General features: G+C 63.0%; 18 protein-coding genes. All 18 read right to left on the bottom strand.

Annotated elements, in window-relative coordinates; all coding sequences use genetic code 11:
- Positions 1–19 precede the first annotated feature (19 nt).
- Entirely contained in the window at positions 20–1696 is a 1677-nt protein-coding gene (locus tag MU516_RS07315) for a ribonuclease J (protein ID WP_260276559.1), read from the bottom strand.
- The gene (locus tag MU516_RS07320; RefSeq protein ID WP_260276560.1) at positions 1689–2468 is read right to left on the bottom strand and encodes a type III pantothenate kinase; all 780 of its coding nucleotides are present in this window, start codon (positions 2466–2468) and stop codon (positions 1689–1691) included. Before MU516_RS07320 ends, MU516_RS07315 begins: the two co-directional genes overlap by 8 nt.
- A gap of 4 nt (positions 2469–2472) precedes the next feature.
- Positions 2473–3246: a biotin--[acetyl-CoA-carboxylase] ligase gene (locus MU516_RS07325; RefSeq protein WP_260276561.1), complete on the bottom strand. Its 774-nt coding sequence runs from the start codon at positions 3244–3246 to the stop codon at positions 2473–2475.
- Positions 3239–4762, bottom strand: a complete 1524-nt coding sequence (gene nuoN, locus MU516_RS07330; protein ID WP_260276562.1) for an NADH-quinone oxidoreductase subunit NuoN — start codon at positions 4760–4762, stop codon at positions 3239–3241. The genes MU516_RS07325 and nuoN overlap by 8 nt, the downstream gene beginning before the upstream one ends.
- Before the next feature lie 10 nt (positions 4763–4772).
- Positions 4773–6341 carry an NADH-quinone oxidoreductase subunit M gene (locus MU516_RS07335; protein ID WP_260276563.1) on the bottom strand — a complete coding sequence of 523 codons (1569 nt, stop codon included), beginning with the start codon at positions 6339–6341 and terminating at the stop codon, positions 4773–4775.
- A 1-nt stretch (position 6342) separates the two neighbouring features.
- The gene (gene nuoL / locus MU516_RS07340) at positions 6343–8451 is read right to left on the bottom strand and encodes an NADH-quinone oxidoreductase subunit L (protein ID WP_260276564.1); all 2109 of its coding nucleotides are present in this window, start codon (positions 8449–8451) and stop codon (positions 6343–6345) included.
- A 6-nt stretch (positions 8452–8457) separates the two neighbouring features.
- A complete protein-coding gene (nuoK, locus tag MU516_RS07345) occupies positions 8458–8763 on the bottom strand; it encodes an NADH-quinone oxidoreductase subunit NuoK (RefSeq protein WP_260276565.1) in 306 nt (101 codons plus the stop codon).
- 99 nt (positions 8764–8862) lie between these two features.
- On the bottom strand, positions 8863–9465 hold the full coding sequence (locus MU516_RS07350) for an NADH-quinone oxidoreductase subunit J (protein WP_260276566.1): 603 nt from the start codon (positions 9463–9465) through the stop codon (positions 8863–8865).
- Positions 9462–9875 carry a carboxymuconolactone decarboxylase family protein gene (locus MU516_RS07355; RefSeq protein ID WP_260276567.1) on the bottom strand — a complete coding sequence of 138 codons (414 nt, stop codon included), beginning with the start codon at positions 9873–9875 and terminating at the stop codon, positions 9462–9464. The genes MU516_RS07350 and MU516_RS07355 overlap by 4 nt, the downstream gene beginning before the upstream one ends.
- Entirely contained in the window at positions 9872–10363 is a 492-nt protein-coding gene (gene nuoI / locus MU516_RS07360) for an NADH-quinone oxidoreductase subunit NuoI (RefSeq protein WP_209057432.1), read from the bottom strand. Before nuoI ends, MU516_RS07355 begins: the two co-directional genes overlap by 4 nt.
- A 4-nt stretch (positions 10364–10367) precedes the next feature.
- Positions 10368–11399 (bottom strand): NADH-quinone oxidoreductase subunit NuoH, encoded by a 1032-nt coding sequence (gene nuoH / locus MU516_RS07365; RefSeq protein ID WP_209057433.1) that lies wholly within the window; start codon positions 11397–11399, stop codon positions 10368–10370.
- A 19-nt stretch (positions 11400–11418) separates the two neighbouring features.
- On the bottom strand, positions 11419–12189 hold the full coding sequence (locus MU516_RS07370) for a hypothetical protein (RefSeq protein WP_260276568.1): 771 nt from the start codon (positions 12187–12189) through the stop codon (positions 11419–11421).
- 4 nt (positions 12190–12193) lie between these two features.
- Positions 12194–14215, bottom strand: a complete 2022-nt coding sequence (gene nuoG / locus MU516_RS07375) for an NADH-quinone oxidoreductase subunit NuoG (protein ID WP_260276569.1) — start codon at positions 14213–14215, stop codon at positions 12194–12196.
- An 11-nt stretch (positions 14216–14226) separates the two neighbouring features.
- Positions 14227–14646 carry a DUF5333 domain-containing protein gene (locus MU516_RS07380; RefSeq protein WP_260276570.1) on the bottom strand — a complete coding sequence of 140 codons (420 nt, stop codon included), beginning with the start codon at positions 14644–14646 and terminating at the stop codon, positions 14227–14229.
- Positions 14647–14753: 107 nt separating this feature from the next.
- Positions 14754–15248, bottom strand: a complete 495-nt coding sequence (locus tag MU516_RS07385; protein WP_260276571.1) for a DUF3291 domain-containing protein — start codon at positions 15246–15248, stop codon at positions 14754–14756.
- Positions 15245–16540, bottom strand: a complete 1296-nt coding sequence (nuoF, locus tag MU516_RS07390; protein ID WP_260276572.1) for an NADH-quinone oxidoreductase subunit NuoF — start codon at positions 16538–16540, stop codon at positions 15245–15247. The genes MU516_RS07385 and nuoF overlap by 4 nt, the downstream gene beginning before the upstream one ends.
- 28 nt (positions 16541–16568) lie before the next feature.
- On the bottom strand, positions 16569–16784 hold the full coding sequence (locus MU516_RS07395; RefSeq protein ID WP_209057443.1) for a DUF5337 family protein: 216 nt from the start codon (positions 16782–16784) through the stop codon (positions 16569–16571).
- The gene (locus tag MU516_RS07400; protein ID WP_260276573.1) at positions 16784–17470 is read right to left on the bottom strand and encodes a hypothetical protein; all 687 of its coding nucleotides are present in this window, start codon (positions 17468–17470) and stop codon (positions 16784–16786) included. The genes MU516_RS07395 and MU516_RS07400 overlap by 1 nt, the downstream gene beginning before the upstream one ends.
- Positions 17471–17476 lie beyond the last annotated feature (6 nt).

Raw genomic sequence — 17476 nt, forward strand, 5'->3', positions numbered from 1 at the left:
GCGCCGCCGACCGCTTGGATCAGTCGGCCATCAGCCGGCTGATGATCACGGTCACCTCGGGCTTCTTGCCGATCTCTTCCATGGCCACCTGACGGGTGATCTTGCGCACCGCCTCTTCCATCTTCCGATCGTCGGAGACGGTGCGATTATCGGCAGATTCCAGGAACTCGGCCAACTCGCCCTCGATATGTCGGGCCAGGTCGTCGCCGCCGCGCGTCCGACCGGGCAGCCCCATCAGTTCCACCCAGGCGTCGGGCAGGACGTTATCGTCCTCGTCAACGATCACGCTGACCAGCGCGTGCCCGTTCAACGCCATCCGGATGCGATCACGCACGACACCATCCATCGCGCCGATCAGCACGGTGCCGTCCAGATACAACCGGCCCGTCTCGACCTGATCGACCACCTTCAGCGTGTCGCCGGTCAAATCCATCATCATGCCGTTGACCACGATCTCGGACGTCAGACCCTTGTCGCGGGCCAGCATCATGTGTTCGCGCAGATGCAGATGCTCGCCATGCATCGGGATCACGATCTCGGGCTTCAGCAGATCGTGCAGCGCCTCGATGTCCGGGCGGTTCGCGTGCCCCGACACATGGAACAGACCGTCATCCGCATCGAAGACGTCGACGCCCATTTCGCTGAGCGCGTTCATGATCCGGCCGACGCTGCGTTCGTTACCCGGAATGGTCTTCGAGCTGAACAGGAAACTGTCGCCTTCCTTCAGCGACAGCCCCAGATAACGTCCCCGCGACAACTGCGCGCTGGCCGCGCGGCGTTCGCCCTGGGATCCGGTGACAATCAGCATGACCTTGCCGCGCGGCATGTTGGACGCCTCGTCGGGACCGATCGTATCGGGGAAATCCGTCAGAATGCCGGTTTCCAGCCCGACCGACACCATCCGGCGCATCGCCCGCCCCAACAGGCAGACCTTGCGGCCTGACGCGATGGCCGCGTCGGCAAGGGTCTTCAGCCTTGCGATGTTGCTGGCGAAGGTGGTGGCGACCACCATGTTCTTCTGGGCCATCACCCATTCAAGGATCGGGTTGGCCAACAGCGCCTCGGACCGGCCGGGATGGGTCGAGAAGACATTGGTCGAATCGCAGGTCAGCACCTTGATGCCGCGCCCCTGGGCGGCGATGTCGTGCCACACGATGGGATCGAAGGCGTCGCCCACCACAGGCGTGCCGTCCAGCTTGAAATCGCCGGTATGCACGATCCGGCCCGCCGGCGTGTCGATGATCAGCGCGGCGCTTTCCGGGATCGAGTGGCTGACCGGCACGAACTGGACATTGAAGGGACCAAGCTGCGTCACTTCGGGGCGCGGCCCGGTGATCCGCACCACGTCGGCGGGATGTCCCTGCTCTTCCAGCTTCAGACGGCACAGTGCGCCGGTGAACTGGCGCGCATAGACCGGCACACCCAGCCTGGAATACAGATGCCCCACCGCGCCAAGGTGATCCTCGTGGCCGTGGGTGATGAAGATCGCCTCCAGCCGGTCGCGGTTCTCCTGCAGCCAGGTGATGTCGGGCATGATCAGGTCGATGCCCGGCGCACTGTCCATGTCGCCGAAGGTCACCCCCAGATCGACCAGGATCAGCCTTTCCTTGCCCGGCGCGCCATATCCATAGACATAGGCGTTCATGCCGATTTCGCCCGCGCCGCCAAGCGGCAGATAGATCAGGCGGTCAGCCATTGCCCATCTCCTTGTTGTAATCGTGAATCAATCTTAATCCGTGAACTGTCAGATCGTCTTCTATCGCGTCGAACAGGTCAAACCCTTGATCGAATAGTGGTGCCAACCCGCCGGTTGCGATCACCTTGATGCCGTGATCGCGTTCCTGCCGGATCCGCCGTGTAATGCCTTCAATCAGGCCGATATACCCCCAGTAGATGCCCGACTGGATACAGGCAACCGTATTGGTGCCGATGACCCGTTCCGGCATCGTGACATCGACATGCGGCAGGGCGGCGGCGGCCATGTGCAGCGCCTCGAGCGACAGGTTGACGCCGGGCGCGATAACGCCGCCGACATAGGCGCCGTCGACATCTACCACGTCGAAATTCGTCGCAGTGCCGAAATCGACCACCACGGTATTGCCGCCGTGCCGGTCAAAGGCGGCGACCGCGTTGGCCAGCCGGTCCGGACCGACCTTGGTGCCCGGATCGACGCGGGGCGCCACCGGCATCAGGCATTCAGGCTTGCCCACCACCAGCGGACGCAGGTCGAAATAGCGGTTGCAAAGCACCCGCAGGTTGAAGACGACGCGCGGCGCGGTGGCGCTGATGATACAGCCGTCGATCTGAAGTTCGAACTTGCGCACCGCGATCAGCGTGGACAGCCAGACATAGTATTCGTCCGCCGTCCTGCGGTGATCGGTCGAGATGCGCCAATGCGACAGGAACTTGCTGCCGTCCCAGATCGAGAACACGGTGTTGGTGTTGCCGGTATCGATGCACAGCAGCATGGAATCAGGCTCCGCTGAAATGAATTTCGGCGGCGGGAATCGCCTGCCTGCCGCGTGATGTCGTCAGGATCAGCGCGCCGGTTTCGTCGATGCCGTCAAAGCGTCCGGTCATCTCGGTCCGGCCGGTCCGCGCGATGATCGTCTGGCCCAGCCTTGCGGCCCGGGCCAGCCACGCGGTCCGGATCGGCGCGAAGCCATAGGTGCGCATTTGCCACCACCAGTGCTCAAAGGCCGGAGCCAGTGCATCCAGAACCTCGTCCGGCGTGACCGACAGTCCCGTCTCGCCCTTCAGGCTGACGGGTCGCAGCGCGCCCTGCTCGACCGATCCGGGGTCGGGCGCTGTCTCAAGATTGATGCCGATGCCGATTGCCAGCCATGTCAGCATCGACCCCGAACCAGAGCTTTCCAGCAGGATGCCGGACAGTTTGCCGCCGTTCAGAAGCACGTCATTGGGCCATTTCAGCGACAGGTTCAGCTGAGGACCGCAAAGTGCCGTCAGCGCCTCATGGACCGCCAGCGCCGCAACGAAGGACAGCCGGGCCGCATCTGCAGGCCCGCCGTCGGGGCGCAGCAGGAACGTCGCGGCGAAGTTTCCGGGCGGATCGGTCCATGCGCGACCGCGGCGGCCCCGACCGGCTTCCTGCCGACGCGCCATGATCCAGGCCGGACCGGCCAGGGATGGTGCCAGACGGAACGCCTCGGCATTGGTGCTGTCGACACGATCAAGAACGTGGCGCGCGACCCCATCCGGCCATGGCGCGACGTGCGGTTCAGTCAACGGCGGTCTCGGCCGGCGCCTCACCAGAGACATCGGGACCAGCGCCGTCCATTCCCGCCTCGGCGGCCGTCGCCTCAGGTCCGACCAGCGATTGCGCGGCGGTGGCGGCGGCGTCATCGACGCCCAGCATGGTGATCGCCCCCAGCAGCAGCATGGCGGCGGGAACGACCAGCGCCAGATACTGGACCAGCCCCATGCGACTTTCGACGCCTTCGTTCTCGGCCCCGAAGAACATGTAGTAGACGATGCGCAGATAATAGAACGCACCGATGACCGAGGCGATCACGCCCAGCACCGCAAGCCAGCTCATCCCGGCCTGCACGGCGGCGGACAGCACGCCGAACTTGGCAAAGAAGCCAAGGAAGGGCGGCACGCCGGCCAGGCTGAACATCAGGAACAGGACGGCGAATGCCTTGAGCGGTTCGGCCGAGGCAAAGCGGTTCAGGCTGGCCAGGTCGGTCACCGGCCGGCCATCGCGCTCCAGCGACAGGATGAAGGCAAAGCTGCCGACATTCATCACCGCATAGATCGCCATGTACATCAGCATCGCCTGCACGCCATAGGCTGTGCCAGCCGCAAGCCCGACAAGGGCAAAGCCCATATGCGCGATCGACGAATAGGCCATCAGACGCTTGATGTTGGTCTGACCGATCCCCGCGATCGACCCCAGAAACATCGACAGCACGGCCAGCGCCGCGATGATCTGACCCCAGTCGCCGGGCACGTTGCCGAACGCCTCGAACATCAGGCGGGCGATCAGCGCCATCGCCGCCACCTTGGGGGCGGTGGCGAAGAACGCCGTGACCGGTGTCGGCGCCCCTTCATAGACATCGGGTGTCCACATGTGGAACGGCACCGCCGACACCTTGAAGGCAAGCCCGACCAGCAGGAACACCAGTCCGAACAGCAGCCCCAGCGACATCTGGCCCGCGGTCACGGTCGAGAAGATGCCGTCGAAGCTGGTGGTGCCGGCAAAGCCGTAAACCAACGACGCACCATAGAGCAGCATCCCAGAGCTGAGCGCACCAAGGACGAAATATTTCAGCCCGGCCTCGGACGACTTGGCGCTTTCGCGGCGCATCGCGGCCACGACGTAGAGCGACAGCGACTGCAGCTCCAAACCCATATACAGGGTCAGAAGGTCACCGGCCGAAACCATCATCATCATGCCGACCGCGGCCAGCGTGATCAGGATCGGGAATTCGAACCGCAAAAGGCCACGCCGCTCCATGTAATCGGCGCTCATCGCAAGGACCGCAGCTGCGGAAATCAGGATCGTCACCTTGGCGAAGCGCGCGAAGGAATCGTCATGGAACATGCCGAAGAACGCCGTTGCGTCGGGCCGGTCGGCAAAACCGACATACAACCCCACGATCAGCAGTACACCCACCGTCGTCCAAAGGATCGGGCGGGCGATGGCGTCCTTGCCCAGATAGGCCCCGGCCAGCAGCGCCGCCATGGCGTAGATCGCCAGCAGCATCTCGGGCAAAATGGTCGAAAAATCGATCGCGGTCATTCTGCGTTCCTCAATGGCTGGCTTCGGGCTGCGTCGCGTCGGCGGTGACGGCAAGACCGTCCGTCGCCTCGTGCGGCAGCGCGTCGTGATAGCTGACCAGCAGCGCCTCGACGGCGGGGCCGGTGATGTCGGTGACCAGTCGCGGATAGACGCCAAGCAGCAGCGTCATCGCGATCAGCGGCGCGAAGATCCAGCGTTCGCGCGGGGTCATGTCGGTGATGGTCTTCAGGCTTTCCTTGATCAGCGCGCCGAAGGTGACCCGGCGATACAGCCACAGCGCATAGGCAGCCGACAGGATCACACCCGAGGCGGCCACGAAGGCGACCCATGTATTGGCCTTGAAGGTGCCCATCAGCGTCAGAAATTCGCCGACGAAGCCAGAGGTGCCCGGCAGGCCGACATTGGCCATCGTGAAGAACATGAAGACCAGCGCATAGACCGGCATCCGGTTCACCAGACCGCCATAGGCGTCGATCTCGCGCGTGTGCATGCGGTCATAGATGACGCCGACGCACAGGAACAGCGCGCCCGAGATGAAGCCGTGCGACAGCATCTGGAAGATCGCGCCGTCCAGTCCCTGCTGATTGGCGGCAAAGGTTCCCATCGTCACATAGCCCATATGGGCGACCGACGAATAGGCGATCAGCTTTTTCATGTCGGACTGCGCCAGCGCAACCAGCGAGGTATAGACGATGGCGATGGCCGACATCCAGAAGACCAGCGGCTGCAACAGATCAGACGCGACCGGGAACATCGGCAGCGAAAAGCGCAGGAACCCATAGCCGCCCATCTTCAGAAGGACGGCGGCCAGCACGACCGAACCTGCCGTGGGCGCCTGAACATGCGCGTCTGGAAGCCAGGTGTGGACCGGCCACATCGGCATCTTCACCGCGAAACTGGCGAAGAATGCGACGAACAGCAGCGTCTGCATGCCGCCCACGACGGTCAAGCCAAGCACCCGCATCGTTTCGGACGGAAAGTCGAACTGCAGCAGCTGCGCGATGTCGGTGGTTCCGGCGGTGCGGACCATGGCGATCATCGCGACCAGCATCAGGACCGAACCGAGGAAGGTATAGAGGAAGAACTTGAACGCCGCATAGATGCGGTTCTTGCCGCCCCAGATCCCGATGATCAGGAACATCGGGATCAGCCCGGCCTCGAAGAACAGGTAGAACAGGATCAGGTCCAGCGCGGTGAAGACGCCGATCATCAGCCCTTCCAGCACCAGAAAGGCGATCATGTATTCCTTGACCCGGATCTTGACGTCCCAGGTGGACAGGATCGTCAGAGGCATCAGGAACGTGGTCAGCAGAACGAACAGGATCGAGATGCCATCGACGCCCATCTTGTAGCGCAGGCCCATGATCCAGGGGTGATCCTCGACGAACTGGAAGCTCGTGTCGGCGGGGTCGAAGCCCGCCAGAAGGAACAGCGAGATCAGAAAGGTCGCGGATGTCGCGATCAGCGCCAGCCATTTCGCGTTCTTCTGCGAGGCTGCGTCGTCGCCGCGCAGGAACAGCGCCAGGATTGCCGCCGCGACAATCGGCAGAAAGGTGATGATCGAAAGAAGGTTCGTCATGTCAGTGCGCGCCCCGCATCATCACCCAGATCAGCAAGCCCACGATGCCCAGAACCATCGCGAAGGCATAATGGAACAGATATCCGGACTGAACACGTCCGGCGAACCGGGTCAGCCGCGGGATGATTCCCATGGCGACCCCGTTGATGGCGCCGTCGATAATCGCTCCGTCGCCGCCCGTCCACAGCTTGCGGCCCAGCCACCTCGTCGGACGAACGAAAATGAAGTCGTAGATCTCGTCGAAATACCACTTGTTAAGCAGGAAGCGATACAGCACCGGTTGCTGTTCGGCCAGCTTGCGCGGCGCATCCGGGCTGCGGATGTAAAAGACCCAGGCAAGCAGCAGCCCCGCCAGCATCGCGATGAAAGGCGAAACCTTGACCCAGGCCGGGGAATGGTGTGCCTCGTCCAGGACATGATTGTCGGGATGCATGTAGATGGCACCGCCGACCGGCGCAGCGACATCCGCGGCAACCGCATGTCCGTCCTCGCCTTCGGCAGAACCTTCGGTCTCTGCGGCGGCGGAGCCGTTCTCAGGCTCGGCCTCGTCCCCGTGCCCCGCCTCGGTGCTGGCGTGAACCTCGCCATGGCCCATGTGGAAGAACTGCGCGACCTTTTCGTGGCTGCCGAAGAACGGACCGTACCAGACCATCCCGGCAAAGATCGCACCAATGGCCAGAACCCCCAGCGGCACGGTCATGACGCGCGGGCTTTCATGGGCATGGTCGTGCGTATGCTGATCGCCGCGCGGCTTGCCGAAGAAGGTCATGAACATCAGCCGCCAGGAATAGAAGCTGGTGAAGGCCGCGGCGATGACCAGCATCCAGAAGGCATAGGTGTTGCCGGCCCAAGCGCTTTCGATGGCCGCATCCTTGGACAGGAAGCCCGCGAAGCCGATATGGGTCAGCGGGATGCCGACGCCGGTGATCGCCAAGGTGCCGATCATCATCGCCCAGAAGGTCAGCGGGATCTTCTTGCGCAACCCGCCATAGTTCCTCATGTCCTGTTCATGGTGCATCGCGTGGATGACCGAACCCGCGCCAAGGAACAGCATTGCCTTGAAGAAGGCATGGGTCAGCAGGTGGAACATGGCGACCGAATAGACGCCGACGCCCGCCGCCACGAACATGTAGCCAAGCTGCGAACAGGTCGAATAGGCGATCACCCGCTTGATGTCGTTCTGCACCAGGCCGACGGTCGCCGCAAAGAACGCGGTCGTCGCACCGATCACCGTCACGAAGGTCTTCGCATCAGGCGCGAATTCGAACAGCGGCGACATCCGGCAGACCAGGAACACACCCGCGGTCACCATGGTCGCGGCGTGGATCAGCGCCGAAACCGGCGTCGGACCCTCCATCGCGTCGGGAAGCCAGGTGTGCAGGAACAGCTGCGCCGATTTGCCCATTGCGCCGATGAACAGCAGCACTGCCAGAACCTCGGTCGCGGTCCAGTCGCGCCACAGGAAATGCATTTGGGTCTGCGCCAGTTCGGGGATCTGCCCGAAGATCGCATCGAACTGGATCGAGCCGGTCATCCAGAACAGACCGAAGATCCCCAGCAGGAACCCGAAATCGCCGACCCGGTTGACGATGAACGCCTTCATCGCGGCGGCCCCGGCCGACGGTTTCTTGTAGTAGAAGCCGATCAGCAGATACGACGCAACGCCGACGCCCTCCCAGCCGAAGAACATCTGCAGAAGGTTGTCGGCCGTAACCAGCATCAGCATCGCGAAGGTGAAGAATGACAGGTAGGCGAAGAACCGTGCCTTGTAATGCTCGTCGTGGGTGAAGTTCTCGTCATGGGCCATGTAGCCCATCGAATACAGGTGAACCAGCGCCGAGACGGTGGTCACGACGATCAGCATGATCGCGGTCAGCCGGTCCACGCGGATCGCCCATTCGGATGCGAAATCGCCCGAGACGATCCAGTCCATCACCGGGATGTGCCGGGTCTCGCCGTCGAAACCCAGGAAGATGATCCAGGAAAAGAAGCAGGCCGCGAACAGGATGCCCGTGGTCAGATACTGCGCGCCCTTCTCGCCGATCATGCGCCATCCGAAACCGGCGATGATCGCGCCCAGAAGCGGGGCAAACAGGATGAATTGCGCCATGATCCCTTACCCCTTCATCACGTTGACGTCTTCGACCGCGATGGTGCCGCGGTTACGGAAGAACACCACCAGGATCGCCAGACCGATCGCGGCCTCGGCGGCGGCGACGGTCAGGATGAACATGGTGAACACCTGCCCCACCAGATCGCCCAGATGGGCCGAGAAGGCGACGAAATTGATGTTCACCGCCAGCAGCATCAGTTCGATCGACATCAGGATGACGATGACGTTCTTTCTGTTCACGAAGATCCCGAACACGCCGGCGACGAACAATATCGCCCCCACGACAAGGTAATGTGTCAATCCGATCATCGTATCTGTCCCTCCGGGTCGTTCACCCGTTGAAATATCCGTTCGCCACCAGAACCGCCGTTGCAATCCCGACAGCCACCGCGATCCACCCTCCGGTGGTCACAAGCCCTGCCCGGGCTTCACGTCCCGCAACTCCATCGCCTTGGCAGGATCGCGATACATCTGTGCCAGTACATCCTGACGTTTGACGTTCTTGCGGTGCCGCATGGTCAGGGTGATCGCCCCGATCATCGCGACCAGCAGGATCAGCCCGGCCAACTGGAACGGCAGGATGTAGCGGTCGTAAAGCACGGTGCCGATCAGGTTGGTGTTCATCGCCTCGGCGGTGATCGGTGCGGCGCGCAACGCCACGGCCTGATCCGAGCTTTGCCAGGCGCCGAACCCGATCGCCAGCTGTGCCAGCAGAACCAGCGCGATCAGACCGCCAAGCGGCAGGTATCGCGCGAATTCGCCCTTCAGTTCGGCGAAATCCACGTCCAGCATCATCACCACGAACAGGAACAACACCGCGACGGCGCCGACATAGACGATAACCAGCAGCATCGCCACGAATTCAGCCCCCTGCAGCACGAAAAGGCCGGCCGCCGACAGGAAGGCCAGGATCAGCCACAGGACCGAATGCACCGGGTTGCGTGCCAGAACGACCATGAAGCCGGCGGTGCAGACAGAAATCGCGAACAAATAGAATGCAATGGTGATCATTCGGTTTCGTTCCCTTCGGATTCGGTGAAGACGCCCTGAGCGATCTCGAGCGCCTTCTGCATCGCGGGAATGCCGCCGAACATTCCCATCTGATAAATCACCTCGGCGATCTCGCGCGGCGTCGCGCCGGCCGCGATGGCATGGCGAATGGTCAGGCGCAGCTGCGGTTCGGCATGGGCGCCCTGCACGGTCATCGCCGCGATGGTCACCAGAAGCCGCGTCCGTGCGTCCAGACCGTCGCGGTTGAAGGTCTTGCCGAACCACATCTCCAGCATGTCAGACGGCATTGTCGGGATCAGCTTCTCGAACGCCTTGCTGTCCACCTGCTCAAGCGCGGGGTTGAAGACACGCGCCATCTCCTGCCCGGATTGCAGCATCTGCTGGAACATCTTCTGGAAGGTATCGGTCATCTGTAGGGCGCGTCGATTGCAAGGTTGCGGGCGATCTCGGATTCCCAGCGGGCGCCGTTGTCCAGCAGCTTCTGCTTATCGTAGAACAGTTCCTCGCGGGTTTCGGTGGCGAATTCGAAATTCGGTCCCTCGACGATGGCATCGACCGGGCAGGCTTCCTGACAGAAGCCGCAATAGATGCACTTGGTCATATCGATGTCATAGCGCGTCGTGCGGCGCGAGCCGTCCTCGCGCGGTTCGGCATCAATGGTGATGGCCTGCGCGGGGCAGATCGCCTCGCAAAGCTTGCAGGCGATGCAGCGTTCCTCGCCATTCGGATAGCGGCGCAGCGCATGTTCGCCCCGGAAGCGCGGCGACAACGGCCCTTTTTCGTGGGGATAGTTCAGCGTCGCCTTGGGCGCGAAGAAGTATTTCATGCCCAGTCCGAAGCCCTTGATGAAATCCATCATCAGGAAATATTTGGTGGCGCGGGCGATGTCGAAAGCCATTGTCTCACACTCCTGCCCAACGGGCCCAGAAGGTCCCGAAGACTTCGAATTTTGCAAGGAACGCCACGATCACCACCCAGCCAAGCGACAGCGGCAAGAACACTTTCCAGCCAATGCGCATCAGCTGGTCATAGCGATAGCGCGGCACGATGGCCTTCACCATGGCGAACATGAAGAACCAGAAGACCATTTTCAGGAACATCCACAGCGCCCCGTCGGGGATGCCGGGGATGGGCGACAGCCAGCCGCCGAAGAACAGCAGCGAGATCAGCGCGCACATCAGCCACATGGCGATGTATTCGCCCGCCATGAACAGCAGGTAGGGCGTCGAGGAATATTCGACCATGAAGCCCGCGACCAGTTCGGATTCGGCTTCGGGCAGGTCGAAGGGGGGACGGTTCGTTTCGGCCAGACAGCTGACGAAGAACAGCACGACCATCGGCAGATGCGGCAACCAGAACCACGACAGCAGGCCGGCGCCGCGCTGTGCCTCGACGATGGCGGTCAGGTTCATCGACCCGGCCGAGATGATCACCCCGATGATAATGAGGCCCAGGCTGACCTCGTAGGAAATCATCTGCGCGGCGGACCGCAGCGAACCGAGGAACGGGTATTTCGAGTTCGACGCCCAGCCCCCCATGATCACGCCATACACTTCCAGCGAAGAGACCGCGAAGATGAACAGGATCCCCACATTGATGTTGGCCATCACCCAGCCGGGCGCAAAGGGAATCGCCACGAACGCGGTCAATGCCAGCGTCATCGACAGGAACGGCGCCAGGAAGAACACGAACTTGTCCGCGCCCGCCGGCACGACGATCTCCTTGACGATGTATTTCAACGCGTCGGCGAAGGTCTGCAGCAGGCCCCACGGCCCGACGACGTTCGGGCCACGGCGCATCTGGACAGCCGCCCAGATCTTGCGGTCGCCATAGACCATGTAGACCAGCGACAGCATCACGAAGGCGATCAGCGCCAGACCCTGCGCCAGCAGGATGATCGCGATGCCCAGTGTGGATCCCCAGAATTCAGACATGTCGCCTGCCCCTTTTCGCTTACGCCGCGGGAATGCCGCGTGCCTTGCATTCGCGCAAGGTCTCATTCGTTTCCATCACCCGCAGACCCAGCGGCTTGTCGTCCGAGATCGTGAAGGCGGCTCCGACCAGCAGCTTGCCGTTCCGCGTCTGCTGCAAGGTCCGGATATGACGCCCATAATTCGCGCCCTCGGCCCTGGCCCAGCCTGCCAACGCGCAGGTGGCATACGAAAAGGCAATATCGGCGTCCACCCCTTCGCGCAGATTTGCCGTCACTTCGACCAGATCAGACTGCTTGCCTTCGCCAAGTGCGACCACCCGCGTGCCGATGAAATCCTCGGGCGCGATCACGGTGCCCTGCTTCCATTCGGGCAACGCGGGCTGGGTCCGCTTGGCGAACTCCTCGATGGCCTTTTCCTGCGCGGTTTTCTCGCGCGGCAGGTTGCTGGCCACCAGCCCGCCCAGATTAAGATCCAGATTCGCGTTCAGCGCCGCAAGGTCGGCCTCGGTGACGGCAAAGGCATCGCGGCCTTCGGCACTGTCCAGTTCCATCGTGGTGACGCTGCCATCGGGTTCAAGGATCAGGATCTCGCCCGACTTGGTCGAGATCCGCGCCAGCGTCAGCGGCGCTTCGCCCTTGCCGCGATTGGGCGTGGACAGGTTGGCCGTGACCTGTGCGGGCTTCGGCTTGGGCCGACCGTCATCTTTGGTTCCGCTGAAACATCCCGACAGCCCGGTCACCGCAAGGGCGGCGCCGGCTAGGACCAGATATTTGCGAAGGACCGGCCGCATGCCGTTACTCCGCCGCAATCGCGGGCGCGTGGCGCGCCGCTGCCATGCGCGACAATTCCGCCATCAGGGGCGAACTGCGCGCGATCGGGTTGGTCAGGTAGAAATCCTTGACCGGGTAGGCAAAGCTGGCCTTGCCCAGATCCGCGATCTGCAGCGCCTGCCATTCGTTCTCGGGCACCACGTCGATCCGGGCCAGATGGGGCACCGCCTCGATCAGGGCGCGGCGCAGCTGCGCCAGGCTGTCCCAGGGCAGCTGCTGACCCAGTTCCGCCGACAACGCCCGCAGGATGGCCCAGTTTTCCTTGGCCTCGCCGGGCGCGAAATTCGCGCGCATGGCAAGCTGCGGACGGCCTTCGGTGTTCACGAACAGGCCGTTTTCTTCGGTATAGCAGGCCGCGGGCAGGATGATGTCGGCTCGGTGCGCGCCGCGATCGCCGTGGCTGCCCTGATAGATGACGAAGGCGCCGTCGGCGATTTCGACCTCATCCGCGCCAAGATTGTAGATCACTTCGGCGCCGTCGATCGCGGCGGGCAGCCCGCCCTCGGTCACCGCGCCCACATCCATCGCGCCGACGCGGCTTGCGGCGGAATGCAGGATCAGCAGTTTCGAGTTGGAATTCTGGGCCAGCTTCATCGCGTGGGCCAGGACCGCCTCGCCGTCGGCCTCGCGTATGGCGCCCTGTCCGACGATCACGATGCTGGATTTCTCGCGCGTCTCGTCGCTGATCTCGCGCGACGACAGGCTTTCCAACGCCGCACGATCATTGCCGACATGGGAATAGTCATAGGTCAGATCGACCGCCTCGCCGACCAGCCCGATCTGTGCGCCATGCGCCCAGGCCTTGCGGATCCGGGCATTCAGCACCGGCGCTTCCTCGCGCGGGTTAGTCCCGATCAGCTGGATCATCGCGGCGGTATCGATGTCCTCGATCCGCGCCGTGCCGACATAGGCGCTGCGGTTGCCCGCCGGCAGGCGTGCACCATCGGTGCGGCATTCGACATGACCATCCATGCCCTCGATCAGCTTCTTCAGGCTGAACGCGGCCTCGACCGGGGCCAGATCACCGACCAGCCCTGCGATCTTCTTGCCGTGCATGGCGCGGGCCGCGGCGGTCAGCGCCTCGGGCCATGTTGCCGGGCGCAGCTTTCCGTTCTCGCGGATATAGGGTTTGTCCAGCCGCTGGCGGCGCAGCCCGTCCCAGACAAACCGGGTCTTGTCGCTGATCCATTCCTCGTTCACGCCGTCATGGTTGCGCGGCAGGATGCGCATGACCTCGCGGCCCTTGGTGTCCACGCGGATAGTGCTGCACAGCGCGTCCATCACGTCGATGGTCTCGGTCTTGGTCAATTCCCAAGGCCGGGCGGTGAAGGAATAGGGTTTGCTGACCAGCGCACCGACGGGGCACAGGTCGATGATGTTTCCCTGCAGATTCGAGGCCAGCGTTTCGTTCAGGTAGCTGGTGATCTCGCTGTCCTCGCCACGGCCGGTCTGACCCATCTGGGTGATGCCCGCGACCTCGGTCGTGAACCGCACACAGCGGGTGCAACTGATGCAGCGCGTCATGTGGGTTTCCACCAGCGGGCCGAGGTTCAACTCCTCAGAGGCGCGCTTGGGCTCGCGATAGCGGCTGAAATCGACGCCGTAAGCCATTGCCTGGTCCTGCAGGTCGCATTCGCCGCCCTGGTCGCAGATCGGGCAGTCCAGCGGATGGTTGATCAGCAGGAATTCCATCACGCCCTCGCGGGCCTTCTTGACCATCGGGCTGTTGGTCCGGACCTCGGGCGGGGCGCCCTCGGGGCCGGGCCGCAGATCCTTGACCTGCATCGCGCAACTGGCGGCTGGCTTGGGCGGGCCGCCCACCACCTCGACCAGGCACATCCGGCAGTTGCCGGCGATCGACAGCCGTTCGTGATAACAGAAACGCGGAATTTCGACCCCGGCCTGCTCGCAGGCCTGGATCAGCGTCAGATTGGGATCGACCTCGATCTCATTGCCGTCGATCTTGATTGTCCGCAATTCGGCCATCATTGCTATCCTTACTTGGCACTCAGAAGCGATCCGGTGACCGTTCCGCGTGCGATTTCTTCCCGCCCGAGGCGGCAAAAACTTTCCGCGTCGCCCGCTGTCACGCCGTTCCTGGCCATATAATCCTCGGCCACGGCGTAGATGCGGTCCTTGTCCGCGCGGCTGTCCAGAAACGCGTCGATCTGCGCCTCGGAATAACCCTTGCCGCGGGCGTATTTTTTCAGTTCACGCGCCTGCATGAAAGCATAGATCATGCGCGCATCGATCGACGGGCATTCGCGCCGGATCCGGTCCGCGATGCGCGCCGCGATCAGGCGGTCGTTGATGTATTTTTCCTGCGCCAACGGTTCCAGCGCGACGGCCTGCGTTCCGGTCAGTGCCAGGGTCGCGACCATCGCGGCCGCCATGCGGTTGCGGTTCGGTTTGCTCATGGCTGTCACCTTTCCTCTTTGATGACCCCTGCCATAGCAGCCGAAAGACCGGCCTGCCCCACACGACCCCGTGCGCCGGACGTGAACATATGCCGCACGTTCTGCCATCAACCCGCCACCCTGTCGCAACCGCGCGTCCGCCACAGCCGCGCCTGTTCCAGCCAGGACCAGCCGAACGCATGATCGCTGTCGCCATTGCTGCGCAGATGGTCCAGTCGCGACAACGCCTCGTCAAGTGTCGGTCGATGGCCAACAGGCACCCACCACATCACGAAATGCGTCTGTCCCATCAGTTCGAACCACTCGGCACGGCGTTCGTAGAACTGCCGGTGGACGGTCTGCCAGACAAATTGTTCCAGGCTTTCGACATCTTCCCAGAGGGTCAGGTTGGCCACGAATTGTGGATCGTCCCCAATGCTGTTCTGGGTATTGCCGGTCCCCGGCTCGCCGGACCCTTCCATCATCCAAACGAAACCCGGCATCCGCTTGCCCATGCCATTGACCCGATCCAGCGCGCCCATGAACTCGGACACGCGCGGATCGTCGGTCGGCGCCAGAAGGCGCCCGACATTCAACTGGGCAAGATGCATGCCTTCGATCATTCCGCCGCCATCGCCCCCATGCGCCCGGTGCGTTTCGCCTTGATGCGATCCTCGATCTCTTCGCGGAAATTGCGGATCAGGCCCTGGATCGGCCATGCGGCCGCGTCGCCAAGGGCGCAGATCGTATGACCCTCGACCTGCTTGGTGACATCCAGCAGCATGTCGATTTCCTCGACCTCGGCCTGTCCGCTGACCAGACGCTCCATCACCCGCATCATCCAGCCGGTGCCTTCGCGGCAGGGCGTGCACTGTCCGCAGCTTTCATGCTTGAAGAACTTGGCAAGCCGCCAGACCGCCTTGATGACGTCGGTCTGCTGATCCATCACGATCATGCAGGCGGTGCCGAAGCTGGATTTCAGCTCTCGCATGCCGTCGTAATCCATGATGGCGTTTTCGCATTGCTCGGCGGTGATGACAGGACAGGACGCACCGCCCGGGATCACCGCCTTCAGGTTCTTCCAGCCGCCGCGAACGCCGCCGCCATGTTTCTCGATCAGCTCCTTCATGCTGATCGACATGGCCTCTTCGACCACGCAGGGATTGTTCAGATGACCGGTCAGGCCGAACAGCTTGACGCCCGCGTTGTTCGGACGCCCGAACCCCGCGAACCACTCTGCCCCGCGGCGCAGGATGGTCGGCACGACGGCGATGGATTCGACGTTGTTCACCGTCGTCGGGCAGCCATACAGCCCCGCGCCGGCCGGAAACGGCGGCTTCATGCGGGGCATGCCCTTCTTGCCCTCCAGGCTTTCCAGCAGTGCGGTTTCCTCGCCGCAGATATAGGCGCCGGCGCCGTGATGCAGATAGAGGTCGAAATCCCAACCCGACCCGGCAGCGTTGCCACCCAGCAGCCCCGCATCATAGCATTCGTCGATGGCAGCCTGCAGCGCCTCTTTCTCGCGGATATATTCGCCGCGGATATAGATATAGCAGGCATGGGCGTTCATTGCGAAGCTGGCGATCAGTGCCCCCTCGATCAGCGTATGCGGATCGTGGCGCATGATCTCGCGGTCCTTGCAGGTCGCGGGTTCAGATTCGTCGGCATTGATGACCAGATAGGCGGGCCTGCCGTCCGATTCCTTGGGCATGAACGACCACTTCAGACCGGTCGGGAAACCCGCCCCGCCGCGACCGCGCAGCCCCGAGGCCTTGACCTGCTCGATGATCTTGTCGCGACCGCGCGCGATGATGTCGGCGGTGCCGTCCCAATGGCCGCGCGACTTGGCGCCGTTCAGGCTGCGATCACCCATGCCGTAGAGGTTGGTGAAAATGCGATCCTGGTCTTTCAGCATCTAACTTCCGATCCTTTTCATCCGGGCGTCACGCATCGTTTCTGCGCCGCCAGATACGCCAGGTCACGATCAGCGACCAGACAAAAGCGCCAATGGCGGCCAGATCGGCCAGGAAGGCCCATTTCGCCGCCCAGCCATAGTGGCCGCCAAGCCACTGCACCGCGATCCACGCGACCATCGCGACGGCGATGACCACGGCCGCCAGCCGCATCTGCCCCGCATCCTGATCCCGCGATTCCGCCATCAATAGACGCCACCTTCTTCGACACGCTTCGAAAACTCGGTCTCGCCGCCATCGGCAAGCGTCCTGGCCTGCCCGACCCAGTCATCGCTGCGAATGCGTCCGCCCATCCTACCGATCAGTTCGGCGTAATGGTCGATGTCGCCATCGTCCCATGCGGCGATCTGGTCGAAACGGGTCACGCCGTGTTCGTGCAACGTCTCTTCCAGCTTCGGACCGACCCCCTTGATCTCCTTCAGGTCGTCGGGTGTTTCGTCGCCGCCATCATTCCTCGCAACCTTCGGGCTCGCGGCACCATAGATATCGTTGCGTTCGACGCCATTGCGCTCACCGGGTTCCGAGGATGGCTGCGCATCACCCGAAGGCGCGACCGGATGGGCCTGATCGCCCTGTGCCGAGCCAAGAAAACCTTCGGTCGCCAGCGACGCGACGCCGCGCGGGCGCAGTTCCTGATCCTGCTCGGGGGTGGTGCTGTGCGTCTCGGGGTGCCAATCGGCACTGTCCATGGCGGGAACGCCGCGGCACAGCAGCCAGACAAGGAAAACCCCGAAGACGGCAAGGGCGACGATGCCCAGAAACAGCCCCTCGAACCAGCGCAGCGGCCCGAAGCCCGCCGTGAAGATCCAGACCAGCAGGCCCAGCCCGGCGGCGGTGATCCAACAGTTTCTGGTGCAGGTCGCGTTCGGCATCGATGG

The sequence above is a fragment of the Paracoccus maritimus genome, from assembly GCF_025195095.1.
In the GTDB taxonomy this organism is placed as follows: domain Bacteria; phylum Pseudomonadota; class Alphaproteobacteria; order Rhodobacterales; family Rhodobacteraceae; genus Paracoccus; species Paracoccus maritimus.